The organism is Corynebacterium crudilactis (genome assembly GCF_001643015.1).
GTDB classification, from domain to species: domain Bacteria; phylum Actinomycetota; class Actinomycetes; order Mycobacteriales; family Mycobacteriaceae; genus Corynebacterium; species Corynebacterium crudilactis.
Window position 1 is genome coordinate 931,246 of record NZ_CP015622.1, and the last position, 25,443, is coordinate 956,688.

The window sequence follows — 25,443 nt, forward strand, 5'->3', positions numbered from 1 at the left end:
GGCCAGGCATAAATTAAGGTGGTACGCATGACGAAGAACGTGCTCGTATCTGTTGCCTGGCCGTATGCCAACGGACCCCGTCACATTGGACATGTGGCGGGGTTTGGTGTCCCCTCTGATGTATTCGCAAGGTTCCAGCGAATGTCTGGCAACAACGTGCTCATGGTGTCTGGCACCGATGAGCACGGCACGCCACTTCTTGTGCAAGCCGACAAAGAAGGTGTCACTGTCCAAGACCTGGCAGATAAGTACAACCGCCAGATCGTGGAAGACCTCACCGGCCTAGGCCTGTCCTATGACCTATTCACCCGCACCACCACCTCCAACCACTACGCAGTCGTGCAGGAGCTGTTCCGCGGGCTGTACGACAATGGTTACATGATCAAGGAAACCACCCTCGGTGCGATTTCCCCATCTACCGGACGTACCCTTCCAGACCGTTATATTGAAGGCACCTGCCCAATCTGTCACGCAGATGGCGCGCGTGGCGATCAATGTGACAACTGTGGCAACCAGCTTGATCCAGCAGACCTGATCAACCCAGTGTCCAAGATCAACGGTGAAACCCCGAACTTTGTAGAAACCGAGCACTTCCTGCTCGATCTGCCAGCTCTGGCTGAATCACTCACTGAGTGGCTTAAGGGCCGCGAAGACTGGCGTCCAAATGTGTTGAAGTTCTCCCTCAACCTGCTCGATGATATTCGCCCTCGCGCTATGTCTCGCGATATCGACTGGGGTATCCCAATCCCAGTTGAAGGTTGGCAGGACAACAACGCCAAGAAGCTCTACGTCTGGTTCGACGCTGTTGTGGGTTACCTCTCTGCATCCATCGAGTGGGCATACCGCAACGGTGACCCAGAAGCATGGCGTACCTTCTGGAATGATCCAGAAACCAAGTCCTACTATTTCATGGGCAAAGACAACATCACCTTCCACTCCCAGATCTGGCCAGCGGAACTGCTCGGCTATGCCGGCGAAGGCTCTAAGGGTGGAGAAACTGGCGATCTCGGCGTGCTGAACCTGCCTACCGAGGTTGTCTCCTCAGAGTTCCTCACCATGTCAGGCTCTAAGTTCTCCTCCTCTAAGGGCGTTGTCATCTACGTCAAGGACTTCCTCAAGGAATTCGGACCAGATGCACTGCGCTATTTCATCGCTGTTGCAGGCCCAGAAAACAATGACACTGACTTCACCTGGGATGAATTTGTCCGCCGCGTAAACAACGAGCTGGCAAACGGCTGGGGCAACCTAGTCAACCGCACCGTCTCCATGGCGCACAAGAACTTCGGTGAAGTTCCAGTACCTGGCGCATTGGAAGAATCCGACAAGAAGATCCTTGATCTTGCTACCTCTACCTTTGATTCCGTGGCAGCGAACCTGGATCAGTCCAAGTTCAAGGCCGGCATCACTGAGATCATGCATGTCGTCGGTGAAGCTAATGCGTACATCGCTGAGCAGGAACCTTGGAAGCTTGCCAAGGATGACACCAAGCGCGAGCGTCTTGCTACCGTCTTGTGGACCGCACTGCAGGTTGTCTCTGACTGCAACACCATGCTGACCCCATACCTGCCACACACCGCGCAGAAGGTCCATGAGACCTTGGGTCGTGATGGCATCTGGGCAGCTTCTCCTCAGATCGTGGAAGTAACCAATGATTCCCCACGTCAGCCAATCGGTGTGGGTCTGCCTGATCCAGCACACACCTACCCAGTGATCATGGGAGATTACAAGACCCAGCTGGCTAAGTGGCAGCGCATTGATGTTATTCCAGGAACCAACTTGGAAAAGCCAGCACCGCTGATTGCCAAGCTGGATCCTGAACTGGGCGAGACTGGCCCAGAATGGGCACCAGTGCAGAAATAACAGCACTTTTAGTGTTGCTTTGAGTGCTGCTTAAAGTGTTGCTTTTAGTATGGCGGGCAGGTTGATCAGAAAACTCTGATTGACCTGCTCTTTTCCTTTCGTGGGGGTGGTGCGGGGGAGAGCGTGTCGTGGCAGTGGTGTTAGGTGGAGGACATGAACGCAACAAGAGAAGAAGCCAACGAACTATTAGCTGGTATTGCAGGTCCTGGCGCACAGCTACGCGATGACCAATGGATTGCCATTGATGAATTAGTTAATCAACGCAAACGCATGCTGGTGGTGCAAAGAACCGGTTGGGGTAAATCAGCTGTCTATTTCATCGCGGCAAAACTCCTGCGTGCTCGCGGTGCAGGTGCTGCCGTTATTATTTCTCCCTTGCTTGCACTGATGCGAAACCAGGTTGCTTCAGCAGAACGCGCAGGTATTAAAGCCGCAACGCTCAATAGCGCCAACATGACCGAATGGGATGCCATCCAAGAACAGGTTGTATCCGGTGGCGCAGACGTGTTGTTGATTTCACCAGAGCGCCTTAATAATCCCGATTTTAGGGACACCATTTTGCCCCGACTGGCTGCGGAAACCGGTCTGGTGGTAGTTGATGAAGCCCACTGTATTTCAGACTGGGGCCATGATTTCCGCCCAGATTACCGCCGTATCCGGGATCTGCTTGCCGGACTATCCCCAAATATTCCAGTGTTGGCAACTACCGCAACAGCCAATGACCGCGTTGTCGAAGATGTACGAGCTCAATTAGGCGAGGGTACCGGTCTGTTGCGAGGTGGACTAGACCGCGAGTCTTTGCACCTATCCGTGATGAACCTGCCGAACCCTACGCAGCGTCCTGCATGGTTGGCCACGCACCTGAAAGAATTAACTGGATCTGGCATTATCTATTGCCTCACGGTATCTGCTGCCCATGATCTAGCTGATGCATTGAATTCCATTGGGTGGAATGTAGCAGCGTACACCGGCAGAACCGAAGCAGGGGAGCGCGAACGCCTAGAACACGCACTGATCAATAATGAGATCAAAGCCTTGGTGGCCACCTCTGCACTAGGCATGGGCTTTGATAAACCCGACCTTGGATTTGTTGTGCACATGGGCAGCCCCAGCTCACCAGTGTCCTACTATCAGCAAATCGGCCGTGCTGGCCGTGGCACTGACCGCGCTGATGTCATTTTGCTGCCAGGAACCGAAGACAAAGAAATCTGGGAATACTTCGCATCAGTATCCTTCCCACAAGAAGGCGTAGTCCGACAACTGCTTGCTGTCTTAACCGATGAGGCACAATCCACCGTCAAACTAGAATCCCAGGTGGATCTCTCCCGATCACGCCTAGAACAAGTACTCAAAGTGCTCGATGTAGATGGCGCCGTGAAACGAGTCCGTGGCGGATGGATTACCACCGGACAAGAATGGTTCTACGACGCAGCACGCTACGCAGGCCTCGAACGGGCGCGGGAAATTGAACAGCAAAGCATGATGGACTACCAAAACACCACCGAATGCAGAATGCTGTACCTCCGCAAAGAACTCGATGACGTGGAAGCAACCACACCGTGCGGACGCTGCGATAACTGCACCGGCAAAACCTGGAGCATGGACACAGACGCTTCAGTTGCCTTGAAGGTAGATGAGCAGCTCCAAACACCTGGGGTAAAAATTGCCCCACGCAAAATGTGGCCCAGCGGAATCAGCATCCGAGGAAAAATCACTGGCATGGAAGAAGGCCGCTCACTTGGCCGACTCAACGACATCGCTCGAGGTCCAGCACTAAAGAACCTGTTAGACAGTGGAACTTACTCCGAGAACACATGGATGCCACACATCATCGAAGTACTAAAAAACTGGGACTGGGAAAACCGACCAGCCAACGTAGTAGCACTTGGCAACACCAATGCAGCATCAACCGAAATGATCATGAACGTAGCGCAATCAATCGCAGCTGTCGGACGAATGAACTTCGCCGGCCTACTCCCCGCCGCGCCGGGTGCCGAAGAAGTAATGGCTCAGAACTCCGCCTACCGAGTAGAAGCTCTACTGAAACAATGGGATTGGTCCCAAGGGCTGCAATTAGTTCCGGGACCGATTTTGCTGGTGACCGATCTGATTGATACTGGCTGGTCCGTAACAGTGGCCGGAAATGGCATTGCTCAGAGAACCTCAGAAAACGTACTGCCATTTGCCCTAGCTAGCAGGGGATAAGTCCTCTGGAACCAAAGCAATCGGGCGCACTGGAAAACTAGCCCCGCCTTTTGGAATAGGCCAGGGACAAGCGATCATTGCGCCAGTAGCAGGAACCTTATCTAAGTTAGTGAGGTTTTCAATCTGCCAATGGTCATGGCACAGCCACCAACGCTGTGCCTCCAATGACGGATCAGTATCGGGCAGGTCATGGCCAATGGCGATTACTCCACGATCATGAAGAATTTCCAAAGCTTCAATAGACCAACCTGGGGCAACGCCTTGCCTGCCCCACACCCAACCGGTATGGAGCGCCACAAAAGATCCCGGGAGGATTTGGCCGTGTGCATGTTCAAAAGCTGCTATATCAGCAGCTGTGCATAGGTCTGGGCGTGAAAATCTCAGGCAGTAGAGGGACAGATAAGTTTCCTCAACTGGGATTTGATCAAGCGTGTGTCCTTGAGGGGCGAAATGCGCAGGTGCATCCACATGAGTTCCCCACGGACCCACTAGTTTGTATTGATGCATCAAGAAGCCATCATGTTCAATCGTTGAGATCTGTTTAATTTCTTGATCTGGATCGCCAGAGAAGTGGGGTTGTCCGGGCGCGAACGCATGAGAGAGATCAATGATCTGCATGAATTAAAGGTATCGGAAATTTGTCGAATTCTAGTGTGGTGACGCTTCAAGCAGTCGAGGCTTCCTAAGTATGACGGAGGTGACCATGTGAGCACAATGTTGAAATGGATCTGTCATTTGGTTCGCTATCAGCACCAACGTGAACAAGATTAATCACTGACACTGCTGCTGTTAGGCGCTCTGCGTGGTGGGATAGGTGTGAAGAGAGCGTGTCATGTCTACTATTTTTGTTGATCATCAGGTGCTGTTGCAAAGTTGGGCGGAGAGCAGCGAAGACTCAGTTTCTCATTCCCTGATGGCCGCTGCGTGTGGGCGTTCTCAGGCCGTCTCGAAGACCCGGTTGACGATCACCGCGTCCGGGTTCGGTTGCCCGTGAGGTCAACATCGTGCCTTGCCCTTTCCGCAATGAGTGCATCGCCTCCATCTCTTTCAACGTCCGATATGCAGATGTCCGGTTCTTAAACGCGCCTTTCGGCCCGAGGATCCGCTTCAGCCGACCATGGTCGCCTTCCAGGATGTTGTTAAGGTATTTCACCTGCCGGTGTTCCACTGTTGGCGGGCAGATTCCCTCTGACTTCAACTCGGCGATTGCCCTGGCTAGGGAGGGTGCTTTATCGGTGTTGATCACTCTGGGATACCCGGCTGACGCATTGGATTTGAGGGCCTTGGCCAGGAAACGCTTCGCTGCGGCGACGTTACGCTTTGGGGACAGGTAAAAATCCAGGGTATGCCCGCCCGCGGTGATCGCCAGATCAGAGGTAGCACCACCTGCCGCCGACCCGGATATAGGTCTCATCCACCCGCCAGGAACTGGCCTGCCAGTCAGGTACCTGCCGGTACCACCGTGCTTGCTTGTCCAGCTCAGGGGCGTATTTCTGGACCCAGCGGTGAGAATCGTGGTGTGATCGACCGGCACGCCCCGCTGAAGTCATCATTTCCTCCAAGTCGCGGTAGCTCACCCCGTAGCGGCAGTACCACCGGACCGCCCACAGGATGATTTCACGGGGGAAATGACGACCGGAGAAGATACCCATGGCTGTGATTATTTCACGCAGGTCTTCCTGTCGCCCGAACTTTGCAACAGCACCCCTCAGAGTGTGTTGACGCCTCCGGACCGGTGCTCGAAGGTGTGGAAGGATGCAGCTCGTGGACCCCCAACTGTTGTCTCCCAAAGCGGTGGCGGCTCTGCGCGACGCAGCCTTCACGTACGGCAACGTTGGCGGCACAGGCACGTTCGGCTCCGGGCCTCCGAGCGGGTACACGCATCTCCTACGGCAGACCGAACTGGGGAGCGGGGCCTCGCGATTAGATGAGGCCGTCCAGACTTTGCTGGGTTGGGACATGCAGCGGCGCGCGGGCCTCAACGTGCAGGCATCTGACCCGACGGTGGTCGATGGGGCGGTCGCGATTTTGCGGCTCGGGATCGGAAGGCTGAGCGTCCCAGCTCCTGTCCGGGTCGTGTACGTCGTCGATGAGCCGCTTCGGAAGGGATTCGCCTACGGCACCCTTCCCGGGCACCCTGAGAGCGGCGAGGAGTTGTTCGTCCTGGAGCTCCACAACGGGGGTGAAGTCACCTTCACCATCAGCGCGTTCTCCCGCCCGAACTCCCTCCTCGCCCGCATCGGAGGCCCCCTAACCCGCGCCGTTCAGTCGTCAATCACGAGCCGCTACTTGCGCTCGGTCTGACGGAGAGACGCACTGCAGAAAACACGGACTCGCCATCTCGAACATCCCGTCATGCCGCATCAACGGCCTTGGGTCAGATCTGTCCGACTCAGCCGTTGGGCATCTCCTCGGCTAGCCACGCGGAAACGAGCGTGCGGGCCAACTCGACGCCGACCACCTTCGCGCCCATGCACAGCACCTGGGCCCGGTTGTTGGAGATCGACGTCTGCACGGAAAAGATGTCGTCCGCAGTCACGGCGGCAACTGTCTCGACCGAGTTCGCTGCGATGGCGACCCCGAGTCCGTTGCCGCAGAACGCCAGGCCACGGTCGGCCATGCCGGCAGCGACGTGGTTGGCGACCTGGACGGCCACACCGACATGGTCGTTGGAGGTGTCGCCGGGACTGTTGACGCCCACGTCGAGCGTCTCATCGACCAAGGGGCTCTCGTGGAGCAGGTCAACGATGGCTGATTTCAACTGGAAGGCGCCCTGATCTGCGCCGATGGCAATACGAAGACCCATGTTTCTGAACTCCTGGATACGGGTGCGGGTGGGAGCCGGAGCGGTGCGTTGCTGGCACCGCTCCGGTGTTGGCGATGACGTCAGGCTACGACGAGTGCTTCCGTCTCGCGGCGCAGCTTGATGGCGGTCTCCAGCTGGGGATTGATCTCGATGTCGTCCCAGCTGACGATGTCACCCTGCTTGACGCTGTTCTTCAGCTTCACCGAGTGGGCTAGCGCGACCGGTAGCGCGTTCAGCTGACGCGAGTAGCCGGCCGAGACCAGCTTGCCCCAGACTGCGTAGCCGCCCTCACCGTCGAGGACCTCACCCTCTGCGAGGTCCTTCTTTGCGGTGGCTACCACGTCGGCGTAGAAGCCGGTCGGGTGTCCGGTCGAGATCCCGCGGAGAACGGCGTTGGCGATCGACACATTCAGCTCGAGGCCGATGTAGTGGTAGGGGCGGTAGAGCGCGGCGTAGCGACCCGTCGGGTCCGTGTGCCAGGGGTACTCCTGGAAGCAGGACGCGACGTAGTCGTTGGTCGCCTCGACGACCACGAAGACACCCTCTTGGGTGTTGTTGGGGATCCAGTCGCCCTCGCGCGTCACGCTCGACATGACGTCGACCGACCCGTTATTGGCAAGCACGCCACCGATGCTCCCGGGACGGCAGATCGTCGCGATCTCCGTGACGTCACCAGGAGTGAAGGTCAGCCCGTCGTCCGAGGGCGTCAGCCCGGCTGCGTTGGCAACAGCTGCCATCTCGATGGCCGCCTTGGTGCCGTCACGGAAGGAGGTGTGCATGCGTGGATTGAGCTGCCCGGAGTCGGTGAGCTCCTTGGAGAACTCCCAGAACTCCCAGACGTTGTCGGGATTCATCTGGTGGTAGGTCGGGAGGTACTTCGCTCCCTTGCCCGCGCACACGACCTTGAAGCCGGAGGTACGCGCCCAATCGACAAGCTCCCAGATCAGCGCAGGCTGGTCGCCGTACGCCATGGAGAATACGACGCCCGCTGCCTCCGCACGCTTCTGCAATGCGGGTCCAGCCAGCGCGTCGGCCTCGACCGTAACCATGATGACGTGCTTCTTCGTCTCGATAGCCTTGAGTGCGTGGTCGATGCCGGCAATCGGGTTCCCGGTGGCCTCGACGATGACGTCGATGTCGGCGTTGAGCAGCTCGTAGGCATCGGTCACCAACGCGGTCTTGCCGGACGTGAGCGCCTCGTCGACCGAGTCGACGACGCGGTCAGCCGGCCAATCGACCAGCCTCAGCGCGTCCTGCGCGCGCTTCTTGTTGAGGTCGGCGATTCCGACGACGTGGACGCCGGGGATGTTGTTTGCCTGGGCCATGTACATGGTCCCGTAGCGGCCTGCGCCGATGAGGCCGACCTTGATCTTCTTGCCATCGGATTCCCGCTGTTTCAGCAGTTCGTGGAGGTTCATCTTGGGTTGGTCCTTTCAAGGGTTCTAAGGTTTGGTGGGTTCTGGAATCAGCCGAGGGCGATGACGTCAGGCTACGACGAGTGCTTCCGTCTCGCGGCGCAGCTTGATGGCGGTCTCCAGCTGGGGATTGATCTCGATGTCGTCCCAGCTGACGATGTCACCCTGCTTGACGCTGTTCTTCAGCTTCACCGAGTGGGCTAGCGCGACCGGTAGCGCGTTCAGCTGACGCGAGTAGCCGGCCGAGACCAGCTTGCCCCAGACTGCGTAGCCGCCCTCACCGTCGAGGACCTCACCCTCTGCGAGGTCCTTCTTTGCGGTGGCTACCACGTCGGCGTAGAAGCCGGTCGGGTGTCCGGTCGAGATCCCGCGGAGAACGGCGTTGGCGATCGACACATTCAGCTCGAGGCCGATGTAGTGGTAGGGGCGGTAGAGCGCGGCGTAGCGACCCGTCGGGTCCGTGTGCCAGGGGTACTCCTGGAAGCAGGACGCGACGTAGTCGTTGGTCGCCTCGACGACCACGAAGACACCCTCTTGGGTGTTGTTGGGGATCCAGTCGCCCTCGCGCGTCACGCTCGACATGACGTCGACCGACCCGTTATTGGCAAGCACGCCACCGATGCTCCCGGGACGGCAGATCGTCGCGATCTCCGTGACGTCACCAGGAGTGAAGGTCAGCCCGTCGTCCGAGGGCGTCAGCCCGGCTGCGTTGGCAACAGCTGCCATCTCGATGGCCGCCTTGGTGCCGTCACGGAAGGAGGTGTGCATGCGTGGATTGAGCTGCCCGGAGTCGGTGAGCTCCTTGGAGAACTCCCAGAACTCCCAGACGTTGTCGGGATTCATCTGGTGGTAGGTCGGGAGGTACTTCGCTCCCTTGCCCGCGCACACGACCTTGAAGCCGGAGGTACGCGCCCAATCGACAAGCTCCCAGATCAGCGCAGGCTGGTCGCCGTACGCCATGGAGAATACGACGCCCGCTGCCTCCGCACGCTTCTGCAATGCGGGTCCAGCCAGCGCGTCGGCCTCGACCGTAACCATGATGACGTGCTTCTTCGTCTCGATAGCCTTGAGTGCGTGGTCGATGCCGGCAATCGGGTTCCCGGTGGCCTCGACGATGACGTCGATGTCGGCGTTGAGCAGCTCGTAGGCATCGGTCACCAACGCGGTCTTGCCGGACGTGAGCGCCTCGTCGACCGAGTCGACGACGCGGTCAGCCGGCCAATCGACCAGCCTCAGCGCGTCCTGCGCGCGCTTCTTGTTGAGGTCGGCGATTCCGACGACGTGGACGCCGGGGATGTTGTTTGCCTGGGCCATGTACATGGTCCCGTAGCGGCCTGCGCCGATGAGGCCGACCTTGATCTTCTTGCCATCGGATTCCCGCTGTTTCAGCAGTTCGTGGAGGTTCATCTTGGGTTGGTCCTTTCAAGGGTTCTAAGGTTTGGTGGGTTCTGGAATCAGCCGAGGGCGACGATGTCTTTGACCCAGGTCTGGACCCGCTCAGGCATGGACTTGATGACAGGCTGAGTGGCCTCGACCCATGCGTCGCGGTCGGAGAGCTCGTGGAAGGTGGCGCCGTCGGCCTCCATCTGGGCCCGGTAGTCGGCCTGGTCCTCCTGGATCGCCTCGGTGTATTCCTGGCCGACGATGGTCGCTGCATCGAGCACCGCTTCACGATCCGCCTCGTCGAGATCCTGGAGTGCTTCTTCCCACATGATGAAGTGGAAGTTCGCGTAGACGTGCGAGGTCATCGTGATCTCCGGGGCCACCTCGTGGATCGAGGCGAAGAGGATCGAGCTGAACGGGTTCTCCTGACCGTCGAGGACTCCTTGCTCCAGCGCCGAGTAGACCTCGTCCCAGGGCATCGCTTCGGCGCGGGCGCCGAGCGCCTCCCAGGTGGCGAGCATCGTCGGCGCAGAGGGCGTCCGGATCGTCAGACCCGACAGGTCGTCGATGCTGGTCACGGGAGTGTTGGTCGAGAGTTCACGAGCGCCCCGGAACATGTTTCCTGCGAGCGTGAAGCCGGTGTCCTCGGTGATCGCGTCGCGGATCTCCTTGCCAATCTCACCCTCCCAGACGGTGGTGAAGTGCTCGACGTCGGTGTAGATGAACGGTGCGGTCTCGATACCTGCGAGGGGCGAGTAGGACTCGAGGGTCAGGAGCGACTCGATGACGATGTCAGTAGATCCGAACTGCAGGCCCTCAATCATCTGCTCCCAGTTGCCGAGGGTCCCGTTGGGGTGGATCTCGATCGTGATTCGGCCCTCTGTCTCGTCCTCGACGAGTTCCTTCAACCGCAGGGCGGCGGTCTGGCGGGGGTCTTCCTCGTTGCCCTCGTGGCCGAGGATGAGGGTGGTCATGGCGGCGTCGTTGGCTTCGCCGTTGCTGGCGTCGTCAGTGGACGCTCCGCCACAGGCGGAGAGCGCCAGGGCCAGCACAGCAGCGGTGCCCAGCACGGTCGTTCGCTTGAAGATGGACATGGTTTCCTCCAGGGTTTCGGGTGTGTCTTTTTCGGGGAATGGGGTTGCGCTACATCAGTAGCTGCGGGAGCCACAACGAGATGGCGGGGACGTAGGTGATCAGCATCAGGAAGGCGATGATCGCGATCATGAACGGCAGCAGCGTCTTGAGCGTCTGCAGGACGTTCATCCCCGCGATCTCCGCCGACAGCAGCAGCGTCAGGCCCACCGGCGGGGTCACCAGGCCGATTCCGAGGTTGACGACGATGATGATGCCGAGGTGGACAGGGTCGACGCCCAGGTCGAGCGCGATGGGCAGCAGGATCGGCACCAGGATGATCAACGCCGCATTGGCCTCGATGAACATGCCGACGAAGAGCAGCAGCAGGTTGATCAGCAGTAGGAGGAGGACCGTGTTGCTGGTGAGGTCGAGCATCCCTTGTGCCAGTGCTTGGGGGATGCGCTCCGAGGTGAGCGCCCACGAGTAGAGCTGTGCCGCGGACATGACGAGCATGATCAGGCCAACCAGCTGGACGGTGCTCTTCAGCGACTCGATGAGCCTCTCGAGGTTCAGCTCGCGGTACAGGAGGAAGCCGCAGACTAGCGAGTAGACGACCGCCATCGCCGCTGCCTCGGTGGGGGTGAAATACCCGCCGCGGATGCCGACCAGGATGAGGATCGGCAGCATCAGTGCGGGCAACGAGGAGAACAGGGACCGCCAGAATGGCGGGACCTTACGCTCTGCGAGAACCGGATCTTCCTGTCCAGCGGCCGGCTGGACGAAGCCGATGCGGTTAACTGTCAGGTGCACGGTCGCCATCAGGACGGCGACGAATACGAACGCCGGGATGATCCCTGCAAAGAACAGCTCACCGATCGAGGTGCCCGTGACCACTCCGTAGAGGATCAAGGTGATGCTGGGCGGCAGGATGGGGGTGATGATCGCGGTAACGGCCGTCACAACAGCGGAGTAGGCCGCCGTGTAGTTGCGTTCCTTCATTGCCGGGATCAGGATCCGGCCCAGGCTTGATACGTCGGCGACTGCCGAGCCGGAAAGCCCGCCGAAGAAGAGCGATGCGAGGACATTCGTCTGTGCCAGGCCGCCTCGGACCCTGCCGACGATGGACTCGGCGAGGTCCAGCAGCCGACGGCTGATACCGCCGTAGGTCATGAGCGCGCCAGCCAGCACGAACAGCGGGATGGCGAGAATCGGGAACGGCGTGATGCCCGCCACAATGCGTTGCGGTGCGATGTTCAGCGGGACGTCCGTGAAGAGGAGGAGTCCGATGATCGAGGCCAGCGCTAGGGCGTAGCCGATCGGGATCCGGGCGATGACGCCGCCGATGAATCCTCCGAGCAGTGTTCCACCCATGTCAGCGCACCTCGCCATCGTTGACGTCGGCAGTTTCCTCGAGGATGAGCTGGACCTCGCTCTTCGTGTTGGCGCCGTCACGCGAGAAGACGCTGCGCGCCCAGTTCTCGATGCCGAAGACCATGCAGAGGGCAAACCCGACGGGGACAGCGAGGAACATCCAGCCGGTCTCGATTCCCAGCGCCGGGAATACCCGACGGAAGCTGATCGACAGCGAGTCGTAGCCGTACCAGGCCAACACTCCGCTGACGCCGACAACCGCGATGGCAGCGACCGTGTCGAGGATGACGTGGAGTCCGCGGCTCTTTACGCTGCTGAAGGCGTCTACAACCATGTGCCGGCCCTCCCGAACACCAGCCGCGATGGCGAAGATCGCGGTCCAAACGAAGGCCAGCTGTGCGACTTCGGGCGCCCAGGAGGCTGATGTTCCCGCGACGTAGCGCGAGAACACCTGCCAGGAGACAACGACCACAATCACGCTCAAACCAAGCATTGCCACCGCGACTGTGGCTTTGAAGAGCGCTTCGAGCGCTCCATTCACCAAACGTAAGGGACCAGACGAACTGACTGTCATTGTTTTCGGACTCCGATCTCGGATCGCCCTCGGCTGCGAGGGGTGGTTGCTGAGCCGCATCTGTCAAAGCGATGCAGATGAATTGAGACGTCGCCGACTTTGCGACGTTCGGTGTGAGCGAACCCACATGAGGAGCAAACCACGGAAACGAGCAGTTGTCAACCGCTGACGCCGCCGGTCGGAGGTGAACCGTCGACCGTCACCTGTCGACCTTTCAGCGCAGTATGTGCTTTAATAGATGCATGACAACGACGCACCAAGCGAATGTGGCCCCCTTGGCCGCTCTCGAATTCACCAACCGACGCGAGGTAGTCCTGAAGGCACTGCGGGACGGCATCGTGATTGGAAGCCTTCCGCAGGGAATGGTTCTGGTCGAAACTCGGCTGGCCGAACAACTCCAGGTCAGCCGTGGCACTGTGCGGGAAGCGCTGCTCGAACTGCAGCAGGAACAGTTGGTGTCGAACGGCCCCACCGGGCGCCCGCAAGTCCGTACCCTTGATTCCAAGACCGTGCTGGACCTCTTCCAGGTCCGAGCCTCGCTGGAGAGCCTGGCCGTCCAGCTCATCGCGGCCAGCCCGGAAGCCGAGGACAAGAGGGAACAGTTACGAGAGCTGCTCATCCCCCTCGGCGACGACGCCGGCGCGGTGCTCGTGGACCGGGTCGACGCGGACATGACTTTCCATCGCACCCTGTGCGAACTCTCGGGCAATGAGGTGCTGCTCAACACCTGGGCTTCGATAGAGGGTCCGGTTCGGATGGCGATCATGCACGCAGGCAAAGACATCGCGTTGTCCAACATGACCGCCCATTCGCACGAGCCCTACATCGCCGCGCTCGACCCCGATTGCGATGACCCGGGTGCCCTGATCTTCGCGACCCTCGTCACCACGGCCTCGGACCTACTGGCCGCGACCGAGCATCCCCAGCAGGACAAGAAGTGACCCCGGTGGATCGGCAGGCCATTGGACTGATCGGCAGTGGATCCATGGGGGTCCCGATGGCGCGGCGATTGCTCGAAGCTGGTTGCGATGTCGCCATCCACTCCCGCTCGAAGCGCAAGGAGCTCACCGATCTCGGCGTCGCCTATGTGGCTACGCCTCTGGAGCTGGCGCAACAGGCCAGCCGAATCCTCGTCATGCTGCCGGATCTGCCACAGCTCGAGCCGATGCTCGAGGGGCCCGACTCCCTGCTGGCTGCCGGCCAGGAACTGCTGATCATGGTGGGATCGACCTCGTCAGCCGTGCGTCTTCGCGCGCTGGCGGACGGCGTGGTCAAAGCCAGCGACGGCCTCGTCGAGATCATCGACTGCCCTGTGTCCGGCGGGGTGGAGGGAGCCCGGCGAGGGACCCTGTCCATCATGGTTGGCGGACGCGACGACCAGTACGCAAGGGCACAGTCCGCGCTCTCACCCTGCGGAACCGTGCACCATCTGGGCCCCCTGGGAGCTGGAGAAGTGACGAAGGCGTGCAATCAGATGATCGTTTCGGCAACGATGCTGGCCCTCGGGGAAGCGACCGTACTCGCAGAGCGCTCCGGCATTGAGCCGGCGAAGCTCCTGGAGGTGCTGGCGGGGGGATACGCCGGCTCCACGCTGCTGGATTCCAAGAAGGACAAGCTGATCGCAGACTCGTACGAACCAGGCGGCATCGCGGCGTACATGGTCAAGGACCTCGGGTTCGCCGCCGACATCGCCGAAGCGACCGACACCGTCACCGTGTTGCTGCCTCAGCTGCAGGCCGCCTATACGGAACTCGTCGATGCCGGGATGGGAGACGAGGACCTCGCCGTGGTCCGCAAGTTCATCTCCCGGAGGGCAACCTGACGAGGCAAGAGCACCGGGCTCACCGCTGGGCCAGGTTCAAATCCTGTCAGCCCGACGAGTGAAGGTCCTTGTCACACTGCAAATGGTCGAGATCGTCGGGGGTCTCGTGCCAGATTTGTGCCAGATGCTGTGGGCCTTCCTGCTGTCGGCGGGGAAGGCACTCAGGCAGTGGCTGCGGTAGTTGGACCGATGGGGCTGGACTGGGTTAGGGAGTGGTCCAACCGGTCCAATTAGTCCAACCCAGGTCAGGGGGTGTTTTCGGTGGTCCAAAAGTGGTCCAACTCAGGTCCAACAACGGGCTAACTGGCTCTTCACGATTTAGAGTGCGTTGATCTTCCCCTGCAGCTGCCCGGAGTGGATCAGTGACCGCAAGATGTAGTGGTTGAGGTTCCGGAACCCCAGCGCGATGCCGCGTAGGTGCTCAAGCCGTCCGTTGATGGCTTCGACCGGGCCGTTGGACGCCCCGATATCGAAGTAGGCGAGCACGTCCTCACGCCGGCGCCACAAGGTGCGCCCCAGTTGGGCGAGCTCCTCCAAGCCTTTCGGTAAGCCCTTGCGCAGGGTGTTGATGATCCGGTCCATCAGCTTCTTCCCCTCCGATTTCTTCGGATGCCCGTACGCCGCAATCATGTCCTGGTAAAAAAGCCACGTCACCTCGAGTGCCACGTAGTCATCGTCGGTGGCCCACAACAGGTCCAGCCACCTGTTCTGCCGCGTCGTGAGGTAGTTCCTCCTGGTCAGCAAGGTGCGTCGGTACTTGTACAACGGATCATCCTTACGCCCACGCCGCCCCGAGGTTTCACGTTGCAGGCGTTGCCGACAGCAGGTCGAGCTTGTCCGCGGCCAGGTGCACGACATGGAAGGGATTCATGACCTTTCTCGCCTGAGGGAGCGCCTGGTCCACCGCGGTGGCGTAGCCGGCGAAGCCATCCATGGTCACTACCTGCACTTTCTCCTGAACTCAGGGCTGCGTTCCTGCAGCCAGGAGCTCAGTACCTGCGCACTGCGTCCCGGGCGCATGTCCAGCAACCGGGCAGGACCTGCCCCGGTGACCAGGGGTGTGAGGTCCACCAGGACCGTCACAAACGACGATGGCTGGCCCGGGCGGCGGGTGTGCTTCCAGACATGCTCGTCCACACCGAGGATGCGCACCCCTCCAGGTGGGAGGGGTTGTCGTAGACCAGCTTGCGGCAGGCGTCGACGGCAACCTGGTTGACCAGCTCCCAGCCCACCCCGAGTGCTTTCGCCGTGGCGGACACACTCATGCGGTCGACTGCCAGGCGCTGGAGGACCCAGCGGGTGACCCGGTGGGTCAGCTTCGCACCATCATCGGCGCAGGTCAGGGAGGTCTGGAAGATCTTCCTGCCGCAGGCTGGATAGCTGCAGGTGAACCTCGGGACACGGACATGAAGGCGGGTGGGGAACCCCACGACGGGAAGGTCGACCAGTGTCCGGACGATGTGGTCCCGTAGCTTTCCGGGATTTCCGCACTCGGGGCAGAGTCCGTCCACGGTCACGGGTGCGGCGTCGATGATGGTGAGGGTGCGGCGTCGATGATGGTGAGGGTGCCGGCGTCGGCGGCACCGGTGATCGTCAGTCCGATTTCCGCGGTACGGCAGATGGTGTCGGCCACGAGGTTGCCAGTAGTAGGCTGCACAGTAGGGTCCTGGTTCGGTCAGATGGAAGCTTCGCAACTCTCATCTTGTACCGGCCAGGACCCCTATATGTTGTGCCACCCCGAACTCCACCCTGGGCTCACCTACGCACTCCGAAACGCGAAGAGCCGATTTAGCCTGTTGGAATAAGACTGCGCCAATTCCAGTAGTAAGTGCCCCTAAGGATCCTGATGTAATTCCAATGGAAATAGCGCCGAATAATGTGCCGATGACGGCTCCAAATATCACCAGGAGCCCTACCACAATTGCGACAAGTGAAATGATTCGGTGATGGTGTGTCTGACGCTGACCTCCCTTTATGTGTTCTACATAGAAATTAAGCTGGTCTGTAAGGAGGGCATCAATCTCACTGTTGAAGCTAGCTGCGAGTTCATGAGTGGGGTCTACCCATACTGAGTTGCCATCCTGATCCGATTCTTTCCCTGGGCTGCTTGAATTAAGATCATCACTTTTCCCTGATGATTCTTCTAGGGAAGTGCTAATTTTAAGTAAATTTTCCTTTTCCCGTTCACGCCGGCTCTCAAGCTTGGACACCATATCTTCGATGGCATGAACTTCCCTCTTGCGCTGTTTTTGGAGTGCTCTTGAGGCTGATGTGGCAACTCCAGCTGCAGCGAGAGCTGTCGATAAAACAGCGAGGGGGAGGGCAATTTCTTCTGGGAACTGGAAAGCGGATTGAGCAAGGATAAAAGAGGGGTTCATAAATAGATCTTCCTATGCAAATGCATAATTTACTGATTCATCAGGGATAAGAAGAAAACGCTATGGGCGCCTAGATATTTTTCCATCTGATGTCTCGGCGTTAGCCCTAAGGCCTGATCTGGTTCAAATAATTTAACAAATGCAACTGTCTCAGTAGGGTATACCCTATGGAGCCACTATTATTTGCGTCATTTTCGCTGTCTCACTAAGTCTAAATCCTTAGTTTTGATTCACTGTGCGTAAGAACTAATAACCCTATTAAGACAGTATGCGGATGCGTCGTCACGCTATGACACCCTCCTCGGTCTCCATGACAAACTGATGGGTGGTGTCATCATTGTGTGTAAAAGCTTAAACACCATTCGCATGAAAATTTCCTACCTGGATCAGCCGGGTTTTATTCCTTATGGGGTACGTGTCCAAATAGATAGCTAACAGACCATCGATCTGTAGTGCAGCATTCTCTTGGATACCTAAAGCGAAGCCAAACTAAAAACACCGAGTCCAAGCCTGTTTGAAGTTGATTCAAGCCACGCTTCGATAGTTTCACCTCAGTACCGTTAGACCACGGCTAGAATATGAAACCTATGTCTAAGAAAAAGCCACGCCCAATTCCTGTTCCTGCTCAATTTATCCCTGGTCTCATTGATGCTCATACACATTTGGCATCGTGTGGGGGAGATCTCGCTGAGTTGGTGGGGAGGGCGAAAGGGGCGGGCGTCGAAAAGCTATGTACCGTCGGCGATGGTTTGGCTGAAGCGGAGCTGGCGCTGGAGGCGGCGCAGGAGTTTGGCAATGTTTTTGCTGCGTGCGCGATTCACCCCACTAAGGCTGATCAGTTGGATGGGGCTGCGCGTGAGCGGTTGACGCAGATGGCTGCAGATCCCAATTGTGTGGCCATTGGTGAGACTGGTTTGGATACGTATTGGATCAAGCATGATCCGGAGAATACTGCTTCTTTGGAGGTTCAGGAAGAGGCGTTGCGGTGGCATATTGATTTAGCGATCAGTGTGAACAAGCCGTTGATGATTCACAATCGGGAAGCGGATGCGGATTTGATGCGGGTGTTGGCGGATGCTCCGGCACCACAAGATACGATTTTGCATTGTTTTTCTTCGCCGTTGGATGTGGCTAAGGAAGCATTGGATCGCGGTTATATATTGAGTTTTGCGGGCAATGTGACTTTTAAGCGGAATGAGGAGTTGCGGGAGGCTGCTCGTCTTGCGCCGATTTCCCAGATCCTGATTGAAACCGATGCGCCGTATATGACACCGGAGCCGTTCCGTGGTGGGCGAAATGAACCGTCGTTGATTGGTCATACTGCGCTCTGCATCGCTGAGGCGAAGGGGATGGCTGTGGAAGAGTTGGCCCAGGCGTTGAATGAGAATTTTGATCGGGTTTATGGGATCGCAAACTAATAATGTGAGGTAGCTCTCATTTGATCTGTTGTTCGTGGTCAGTGGTGAGAGCTGGGGTGGGTGTGGCTGGAGTTTATGAAGTTGCATACCACGGCGTTTTGGTGGTGGACGGGGGTGGTTTGTTACCGTATTGTGACTAATTGTTAATTTCCCCGAGAGTTAAGAAGTTTTACATGGCGCCCCATCAAAAGTCACGGATCAACCAGATCAACAGCACCCGCTCGGTGCCGTTGCGGTTGGCAACCGGTGGCGTGCTTGCCACCTTGCTCATCGGAGGCGTCACCGCCGCTGCCACTAAAAAAGATGTCATTGTGGATGTCAATGGTGAGCAGATGTCCTTGGTGACAATGTCTGGCACTGTTGAATCCGTGCTGGCACAAGCAGGCGTTGAGCTTGGCGATCAAGACATCGTGACCCCTGCGCTGGATTCCGCTATTAGTGATGAAGAAACCGTCACGGTGCGCACTGCAAAGCAGGTTGCGCTCGTCGTGGAAGGCCAGACCCAAAATCTGACCACCACTGCGGTATCTGTGGAGGATCTTCTTCAGGAAGTTGATGGGATCACCCGCGCAGATGCTGTTGATTTGGATCTTTCGGAAGCTATCCCAGCATCCGGTCTGGAAGTAAAGATCACTAAGCCAAAGATCGTTTCCATCAATGATGGCGGCAAGGTCACCTATGTTTCTGTGGCTGCACAGACCGTGGAAGAAGCTCTCCAGCTGCGAGATATTGAGGTTGGTTTCCAAGACCGCCTGAACGTTGCTTTTGATGAGAAGCTGAAAAATAATGCTCAGATCCAGATTGATCGAGTAGAAAATCAGGATGTCACCGAAACTGTGCCATTCGATGCAGAACCAACTTATGTGGATGATCCTGAGGCACCAGCAGGGGATGAAACAGTTGTGGAAGAGGGCGCGCCGGGAACCAAGGAAGTTACCCGCACGGTGACCCTGGTTAATGGACATGAAGAAGCATCCACTGTGATCAATGAAGTTGAGGTCACTGCGGCGAAGCCTGCAACGATTAGCCGTGGTACCAAGACTGTTGCTGCGAATTCTGTTTGGGATCAGCTGGCACAGTGTGAAGCTGGCGGAAACTGGGCAATTAATACTGGTAACGGTTTCTCTGGTGGCCTGCAGTTCCACCCACAAACCTGGCTTGCATACGGTGGCGGAGCGTTTTCTGGACAAGCTTCAGGAGCAAGCCGTGAGCAGCAAATTTCCATCGCAGAAAAGGTTCAGGCGGCACAGGGCTGGGGAGCATGGCCTGCCTGCACCGCCAGCTTGGGCATCCGATAGTAGAAATCTGGCATCCAATAGGTAGATTGGGATGCTATGGAAGAACCTTCAGGTGCACAGCTGCTCGGCCCGGTAGAAATCCGTGCGCTGGCAGAAAAGCTCGATGTCACACCAACGAAGAAGTTGGGGCAAAACTTTGTTCATGACCCCAACACAGTCCGCCGCATTGTTGCCGCGGCAGAATTGACCCCCGATGATCACGTTGTAGAGGTCGGACCAGGGCTGGGTTCCTTGACCCTTGCTCTGGTGGAATCTGCAGCAACGGTTACTGCAGTGGAAATTGATCCACGCCTGGCGGCAGAACTGCCGGAGACATTTCAGTGGCGTGCTCCCGCACTTGCTCACAAATTGAGCATTGTGTTGAAAGATGCCCTCAAGGTGCAGCAATCCGATATGGCAGTACAGCCAACCGCGTTGGTTGCTAACTTGCCGTACAACGTATCTGTGCCAGTGCTGCTTCATATGATGGAAGAATTCCCGACCATCAACAAGGTCTTGGTGATGGTTCAGGCGGAAGTTGCTGATCGTTTGGCAGCAGACCCAGGCTCCAAGATCTATGGCGTGCCAAGCGTGAAAGCCTCCTTCTACGGACCTGTTACCCGCGCGGGTTCCATTGGCAAGAATGTATTTTGGCCTGCTCCGAAGATTGAATCCGGATTGGTCAAGATCGTTCGTGAAGATACGCCGTGGGCACAAGATGATGAGACCCGCAAGAAGGTGTGGCCTGTGATTGATGCTGCGTTCTTGCAGCGTCGTAAAACCCTCAGGGCTGCGCTTTCTGGACATTATGGATCGGCTCCAGCTGCCGAAGAAGCATTGCGCGCTGCTGATATTGACCCAACACTTCGTGGCGAAAAGCTCGATGTGACTGATTATGTGCGCCTTGCCGGGGTGTTGCAGAACAAGGATCAGCAGTGAGAATAACGGCCAAGGCGTGGGCGAAAACTAACCTGCATTTAGGGGTTGGGCCGGCTCGTGAAGATGGTTTTCATGAGCTCATGACGGTGTTTCAGACAATTGATTTATCTGACACCGTTACCTTGACTACCCACGATGAAGAGTTGGTGGAGCAGGGGAGCGTCGTTAAGCAATTATCTGTGACCGGGGCACGCGGTGTGCCTGAAGACGCCAGCAATCTTGCGTGGCGCGCAGTTGATGCGTTGGTGGCGCGGTGTCCGGAAAAGTTGCCGCTTCCGGCTGTTTCTGTGCACATTCAAAAAGGCATTCCCGTTGCTGGCGGCATGGCGGGCGGCTCTGCGGATGCGGCAGCCACCTTGCGTGCGGTCGATGCGTGGATCGGCCCTTTTGGCGAAGATACACTGCTAGAGGTTGCTGCAGAGCTTGGCTCTGATGTGCCGTTTTGCCTGCTTGGTGGCACCATGCGTGGCACTGGCCGGGGCGAGGTGCTGGTAGATATGCTCACTCGCGGGAAATTGCATTGGGTGGTTGCCGCGATGGCGCATGGTTTGTCCACGCCTGAGGTTTTCCGCAAGCATGATGAGCTGAATCCACCATCACATATGGATATCAGTGCGCTCAGCGAGGCCCTGTTGTCTGGCAACTCGCACGAAGTCGGGCAGCAGCTGCACAATGATCTCAGCGGCGCGGCCTTTAGTTTACGCCCGGAGCTGCGTAGCGTGATCCAAGAAGGAATGCACGCTGGTGCGCAGGCTGGAATCGTATCCGGCTCTGGCCCCACGACGGTATTCTTGTGCGATAATGCGCAACAAGCTCAAGACATTAAAGATGCGCTTCTCGACGCCGGCCAGGTGTACGCTGCTTACACAGCCACCGGACCTGCAGCATCGTCCGCTGAGCAACGTGGCGCACATATTTTGACAATAGAAAAATAAGAATCGGAGTCGAAGAAAAAGCACAATGGCCAATCTGATTAATCTCGAGAACGTCTCCAAGACTTGGGGATTAAAAACGCTTCTCGACGGTGTCTCCTTAGGTGTTCAAACCGGCGACCGCATCGGCGTCGTCGGACTCAACGGTGGTGGCAAAACCACCTTGCTAGAAGTTCTCACCGGCATCGAGCCACCGGATCAAGGCCGTGTATCTCACAACTCTGACCTGCGCATGGCTGTGGTAACCCAGCGTGCAGAACTCAATGATGACGACACCGTTGCCGATGTGGTGCTTGGACCTTTGGGTCTAGAAGTCTTTGAGTGGGCTTCCAATGCCACCGTTCGTGATGTCTTGGGCGGCCTGGGCATTGTTGATCTTGGATTGGATACCAAGGTGGGCAACCTTTCCGGTGGCGAGCGCCGACGTACCAACCTGGCGGCGGCACTTGTCCGCGATCTTGACCTGATCGTGCTGGACGAGCCAACCAACCACCTTGACGTTGAAGGTGTGCAATGGCTGGCGTCTTATCTGCTCTCACGTCGCATTGCCATCGTGGTTGTCACACACGACCGTTGGTTCCTCGATACCATTGCTACTACCACTTGGGAAGTCCACGATGGTGTAGTTGATGCTTATGAAGGTGGCTACAACGATTGGACCTTTGCCCGCGCAGAGCGTACACGCCAATCTGATGCCATTGAGCAACGCCGACAAAACCTGGCCCGCAAGGAGCTCGCATGGCTGCGTCGTGGAGCACCAGCGCGTACCTCGAAGCCGAAGTACCGCATCGAAGCCGCAGAAGCTTTGATTTCAAATGTCCCAGAACCACGTGACAAAGTGGAGCTCATGGCATTTTCTAAGTCACGCCAGGGACGTGTGGTTATTGAATTAGAAGATGCCACCGTTGCCACTCCTGATGATCGCATCTTGGTCGAAGACCTCACCTGGCGCTTGGCACCAGGCGAGCGCATCGGTCTGGTCGGCGTTAATGGTTCCGGTAAAACTACGTTGCTGCGCACTCTGGCAGGCGAGCACCCACTGACCGCCGGCAAACGCATTGAAGGCCAAACCGTAAAGCTTGGCTGGTTGCGCCAGGAACTTGATGATCTAGATCTCAAGCGCCGCCTGATCGATTGTGTGGAAGACGTTGCTTCCTATGTAATGATGGGTGACAAGCAAGTATCCGCATCTCAGCTGGCTGAGCGTCTGGGCTTCTCACCTAAAAGGCAGCGCACTCCAGTGGGAGATCTTTCCGGTGGCGAGCGCCGCCGACTCCAGCTCACTCGCGTACTAATGGCTGAGCCAAATGTGTTGCTGCTCGATGAGCCAACAAACGACCTCGACATCGATACCCTGCAAGAGCTGGAATCTTTGCTTGACGGCTGGCCTGGCACCATGGTGGTTATTTCCCACGACCGTTACCTCATCGAACGCGTCACGGATTCCACCTGGGCACTATTCGGCGATGGCAAACTCACCAACCTGGTCGGTGGCATCGAAGAATACTTGCAGCGCCGTGCAGCACAAGCAGCAGCTGCCGATAATGGTGTGCTGAACTTGGGCATGGCGAATGAGATGTTCGCTGCAGAAGAAGTCATAGAAGCAGCACCGGCTATTTCTGCCCAGGAACGCCACCGCATCACCAAAGAAATGAACGCGCTTGAGCGGAAGATGGGCAAGCTTGACCAACAAGTGGAAAAGCTCAACAAGCAACTCGCTGATGCTGCAGAAGCTATGGATACTGTAAAACTCGCGGAACTAGATACCAAGCTCCGCGCAGTGCAGGATGAACACAGCGAATTAGAAATGCAGTGGATGGAGCTCGGCGAGGAAATCGAAGGCTAGCTGAACATGGCTGTCGGGGAAATTATGGACCAACGCGGCGAATTAGAGTTTGACCAGCGCCGCGCTGATGTCGTGATGATCGGCAGCCAGGTGGTTTATGGCTCAATAGGGCTGAGCGCCGCTGTTCCAGTGATGCACAAAGAAGACCTCCGCGTGATCACTATTCCGACTGTGCTCTTAAGTTCGATGCCGCGCTACGCCAGTTCGCACCGTCAGCCAATGTCAGATCAGTGGCTTGCTCAGTCGCTTATAGATCTGGTGGATCTGGGCATCATTGATGAAGTCTCCACAATTTCTACCGGCTACTTTGCCTCAGCCTCCCAGGTTCAATTAGTAGCTACATGGCTGCGGGGAATCCGCGAAACCCATCCGCATGTGCGCATCGTGGTGGATCCCATCATGGGAGATAGCGATGTCGGAATTTATGTCGCTGCAGAGATCGCCACCGCAATTTACCAGCAGTTATGCCCACTTGCTACCGGAATTATTCCGAATGGTTTTGAGCTTTCCCATATGGTTGGTAGCGAGGATGCGCGTTCTTTGCTGGGGGAATACGGTGAATGGATTATTGTCACCAGCGCTGCAGAAACTGCTGACACGACGGTCAACCGCCTGATCACTCGTGACGATGTGCAAGAAATCTCCTCCGCCACGGTCGAAACTCACGTCAAAGGCGCAGGCGATGTTTTCGCTGCAACATTAATCGCCGCACTGCATAAAGATTTTCCGCTTATCGACGCCGTCACCCACGCCTCCAACGCCGTCCGCGCCGGACTGCAGACCAAAGCGCTCTAGGCGGGTTCTGAAAGCAAACTTCCCAGCAACAACCCCAATACGAAATCATCGACTTGGCCAAATTGCACCTGGCGGATGCGACCTTTCCGGTCCGCCAAAATAATGCTGGGAGTGCCTTCTAGACGGTATTTCTTCATGGTTGAAGGAATCCGTTGGCCTTCCCGTGGCTGATCAATTGCCACCGGAAACTTGATCCCGAACTCACTAATAAACACCTTTAAAGCTTCCGGTGTCATTACGTCATGATGCTCGAAAACGCTATGCAATCCAATGACTTGCACCTGGGATTGGTCAATCATGCGGTGAATTTTCTGTGCCTGCGGAACTCCGTGATTAACACATCCAGGGCAAAGCATTTGAAAAACTTCAACCAGCACAACTTTTCCACGTAGATCTTCAGTGCTTAAACCTTCGTGGTTTACCCATTCTTGAATATCTAATTCCAGCAATGGGGCATTATCGAGCGAACTCATTGTGGCACTCCCATCAACAGTACTAGTGCCAGCCTAGTTGATAAGTGACTGTACAATCGGGATCGTGATTTTGATTAACGTGAAATTCAAGCCATTGCCAGAGTACGTTGCCACTTTCCGTGAAGAGGTTGCAGAGTTCACAGAAAAGACCCGTGCAGAAGAAGGAAACATCTTCTTCGATTGGTCCATCAACACCGATAACCCTAATGAATTCATCCTTCTTGAAGCGTTCCAAGACGATGCTGCAGAAGCACACGTCAACAGTGATCACTTCAAGGCTGCATGCGAGATGTTCCCAAAGATTCTGTCTGAAACCCCAGAGATCATTAACACTCTCATTGAGGGCAAGACCGAATGGGATCGCATGGCTGAATTCGCAGTCAACTAAGTAACACCTTTGCTGGTTGGCCAATTTTCATTCGCAGTTTTGTGAAACAAAGTAAGCTTGAAGTATGCATATCGTCAATATTCGCTTCAAGCCCAAGGCCAAGTACGTGGATACTTTCCGCTACACAGTCGATAAATTCACTGAGTCAACCAGGACAGAGGAAGGCTGCCTGTATTTTGATTGGTTCCGCAACACTGATTATCCGGGTGAATACCTAGTAATCGGCGTATGGACAGATGATGGCGCGAAGGAACATATTAAGAGCGAGCATTATCTGCGCGCTCAAGAAACTCTTCCGCCGTTGTTGCAACAAACTCCGCAGATTATTCAGAGTGAGTTTGCCAAGAAAAAGGGATGGGAACGCTTCAGCGATTTCACCGTCTACTAATCCAGCCCAACTGGCTTTGCTGCTCGGAAATTTTCCAGGCAGCAAAGCTTTTTGTCTGCACAAGGTCAAAAGAAATTAGAAATTTTAGATAATCCAAGC

22 protein-coding genes and 2 pseudogenes are annotated in these 25,443 nt (G+C 57.1%); 13 read left to right on the forward strand and 11 right to left on the reverse strand.

The genetic code is table 11. The features are described from left to right. Positions 1-27: 27 nt before the first annotated feature. On the forward strand, positions 28-1,860 hold the full coding sequence (gene metG, locus ccrud_RS04410; protein ID WP_066565034.1) for a methionine--tRNA ligase: 1,833 nt from the start codon (positions 28-30) through the stop codon (positions 1,858-1,860). A 153-nt stretch (positions 1,861-2,013) separates the two neighbouring features. Beyond that, a complete protein-coding gene (locus tag ccrud_RS04415; RefSeq protein WP_066565035.1) occupies positions 2,014-4,065 on the forward strand; it encodes a RecQ family ATP-dependent DNA helicase in 2,052 nt (683 codons plus the stop codon). Here ccrud_RS04415 and ccrud_RS04420 read toward each other — a convergent pair. Then, on the reverse strand, positions 4,048-4,683 hold the full coding sequence (locus ccrud_RS04420) for a cyclase family protein (RefSeq protein WP_066565036.1): 636 nt from the start codon (positions 4,681-4,683) through the stop codon (positions 4,048-4,050). The genes ccrud_RS04415 and ccrud_RS04420 overlap by 18 nt on opposite strands. Before the next feature lie 318 nt (positions 4,684-5,001). Continuing rightward, a pseudogene (locus ccrud_RS14895) lies at positions 5,002-5,717 on the reverse strand (IS6 family transposase). A gap of 103 nt (positions 5,718-5,820) precedes the next feature. Between ccrud_RS14895 and ccrud_RS04430 the strand changes: the two are divergent. Then, positions 5,821-6,369 (forward strand): DUF1990 domain-containing protein, encoded by a 549-nt coding sequence (locus ccrud_RS04430; protein ID WP_066565037.1) that lies wholly within the window; start codon positions 5,821-5,823, stop codon positions 6,367-6,369. A gap of 88 nt (positions 6,370-6,457) precedes the next feature. Here the strand turns inward: ccrud_RS04430 and ccrud_RS04435 are convergent, their stop codons facing one another. The 6 genes from ccrud_RS04435 to ccrud_RS15870 form a co-directional block, all read right to left on the reverse strand. Next, positions 6,458-6,871 carry an RpiB/LacA/LacB family sugar-phosphate isomerase gene (locus ccrud_RS04435; protein ID WP_066565038.1) on the reverse strand — a complete coding sequence of 138 codons (414 nt, stop codon included), beginning with the start codon at positions 6,869-6,871 and terminating at the stop codon, positions 6,458-6,460. An 80-nt stretch (positions 6,872-6,951) separates the two neighbouring features. Then, positions 6,952-8,289, reverse strand: coding sequence for an NAD(P)H-dependent oxidoreductase (locus ccrud_RS04440; RefSeq protein WP_066565039.1), 1,338 nt, complete (start codon positions 8,287-8,289; stop codon positions 6,952-6,954). 66 nt (positions 8,290-8,355) lie between these two features. Beyond that, positions 8,356-9,693: an NAD(P)H-dependent oxidoreductase gene (locus ccrud_RS04445; protein ID WP_066565039.1), complete on the reverse strand. Its 1,338-nt coding sequence runs from the start codon at positions 9,691-9,693 to the stop codon at positions 8,356-8,358. A 47-nt stretch (positions 9,694-9,740) separates the two neighbouring features. Continuing rightward, positions 9,741-10,763, reverse strand: a complete 1,023-nt coding sequence (locus ccrud_RS04450) for a TRAP transporter substrate-binding protein (protein WP_066565040.1) — start codon at positions 10,761-10,763, stop codon at positions 9,741-9,743. Positions 10,764-10,812: 49 nt separating this feature from the next. Beyond that, positions 10,813-12,114, reverse strand: coding sequence for a TRAP transporter large permease (locus ccrud_RS04455; RefSeq protein WP_066565041.1), 1,302 nt, complete (start codon positions 12,112-12,114; stop codon positions 10,813-10,815). A gap of 1 nt (position 12,115) precedes the next feature. Then, positions 12,116-12,748, reverse strand: coding sequence for a TRAP transporter small permease (locus ccrud_RS15870; protein WP_082868784.1), 633 nt, complete (start codon positions 12,746-12,748; stop codon positions 12,116-12,118). Positions 12,749-12,930: 182 nt separating this feature from the next. Here ccrud_RS15870 and ccrud_RS04465 point away from each other — a divergent pair, with 182 nt between their 5' ends. After that, positions 12,931-13,629, forward strand: coding sequence for a GntR family transcriptional regulator (locus ccrud_RS04465; protein WP_066565043.1), 699 nt, complete (start codon positions 12,931-12,933; stop codon positions 13,627-13,629). A gap of 5 nt (positions 13,630-13,634) precedes the next feature. Continuing rightward, positions 13,635-14,510, forward strand: coding sequence for an NAD(P)-dependent oxidoreductase (locus ccrud_RS04470; protein WP_425394207.1), 876 nt, complete (start codon positions 13,635-13,637; stop codon positions 14,508-14,510). A 318-nt stretch (positions 14,511-14,828) separates the two neighbouring features. Here the strand turns inward: ccrud_RS04470 and ccrud_RS15200 are convergent. Both ccrud_RS15200 and ccrud_RS04485 read right to left on the reverse strand, forming a co-directional pair. Beyond that, positions 14,829-16,167: pseudogene (locus ccrud_RS15200) on the reverse strand (ISL3 family transposase). A 40-nt stretch (positions 16,168-16,207) separates the two neighbouring features. Further along, positions 16,208-16,888 carry a TRADD-N-associated membrane domain-containing protein gene (locus ccrud_RS04485; RefSeq protein ID WP_066565044.1) on the reverse strand — a complete coding sequence of 227 codons (681 nt, stop codon included), beginning with the start codon at positions 16,886-16,888 and terminating at the stop codon, positions 16,208-16,210. Positions 16,889-17,475: 587 nt separating this feature from the next. On the opposite strand from ccrud_RS04485, the gene ccrud_RS04490 reads away from it, so the two are divergent. The 6 genes from ccrud_RS04490 to ccrud_RS04515 all read left to right on the forward strand — a co-directional run bounded on the left by ccrud_RS04490 (position 17,476) and on the right by ccrud_RS04515 (position 24,095). Then, complete coding sequence (locus ccrud_RS04490) at positions 17,476-18,306, forward strand: TatD family hydrolase (protein ID WP_066565045.1); 831 nt, start codon at positions 17,476-17,478, stop codon at positions 18,304-18,306. Positions 18,307-18,479: 173 nt separating this feature from the next. Then, positions 18,480-19,604, forward strand: coding sequence for a resuscitation-promoting factor Rpf2 (rpf2, locus tag ccrud_RS04495; RefSeq protein ID WP_066565046.1), 1,125 nt, complete (start codon positions 18,480-18,482; stop codon positions 19,602-19,604). Between the two features lie 36 nt (positions 19,605-19,640). Next, positions 19,641-20,522, forward strand: a complete 882-nt coding sequence (gene rsmA / locus ccrud_RS04500; protein ID WP_066565047.1) for a 16S rRNA (adenine(1518)-N(6)/adenine(1519)-N(6))-dimethyltransferase RsmA — start codon at positions 19,641-19,643, stop codon at positions 20,520-20,522. Further along, positions 20,519-21,457: a 4-(cytidine 5'-diphospho)-2-C-methyl-D-erythritol kinase gene (locus ccrud_RS04505; RefSeq protein ID WP_066565048.1), complete on the forward strand. Its 939-nt coding sequence runs from the start codon at positions 20,519-20,521 to the stop codon at positions 21,455-21,457. The genes rsmA and ccrud_RS04505 overlap by 4 nt, the downstream gene beginning before the upstream one ends. Positions 21,458-21,482: 25 nt before the next feature. Beyond that, the gene (locus tag ccrud_RS04510) at positions 21,483-23,300 is read left to right on the forward strand and encodes an ABC-F family ATP-binding cassette domain-containing protein (RefSeq protein ID WP_066565049.1); all 1,818 of its coding nucleotides are present in this window, start codon (positions 21,483-21,485) and stop codon (positions 23,298-23,300) included. A 6-nt stretch (positions 23,301-23,306) separates the two neighbouring features. Continuing rightward, positions 23,307-24,095 carry a PfkB family carbohydrate kinase gene (locus ccrud_RS04515; RefSeq protein WP_066565050.1) on the forward strand — a complete coding sequence of 263 codons (789 nt, stop codon included), beginning with the start codon at positions 23,307-23,309 and terminating at the stop codon, positions 24,093-24,095. Here ccrud_RS04515 and ccrud_RS04520 read toward each other — a convergent pair. Then, entirely contained in the window at positions 24,092-24,568 is a 477-nt protein-coding gene (locus tag ccrud_RS04520; RefSeq protein WP_066565051.1) for a peroxiredoxin family protein, read from the reverse strand. The two genes, ccrud_RS04515 and ccrud_RS04520, sit on opposite strands and share 4 nt — an antisense overlap. Positions 24,569-24,632: 64 nt before the next feature. Between ccrud_RS04520 and ccrud_RS04525 the strand changes: the two genes are divergently transcribed. Both ccrud_RS04525 and ccrud_RS04530 read left to right on the forward strand, forming a co-directional pair. Beyond that, the gene (locus tag ccrud_RS04525) at positions 24,633-24,956 is read left to right on the forward strand and encodes a putative quinol monooxygenase (protein ID WP_211271316.1); all 324 of its coding nucleotides are present in this window, start codon (positions 24,633-24,635) and stop codon (positions 24,954-24,956) included. A gap of 64 nt (positions 24,957-25,020) precedes the next feature. Then, positions 25,021-25,344, forward strand: a complete 324-nt coding sequence (locus tag ccrud_RS04530; RefSeq protein ID WP_066565052.1) for a putative quinol monooxygenase — start codon at positions 25,021-25,023, stop codon at positions 25,342-25,344. Positions 25,345-25,443: the final 99 nt, after the last annotated feature.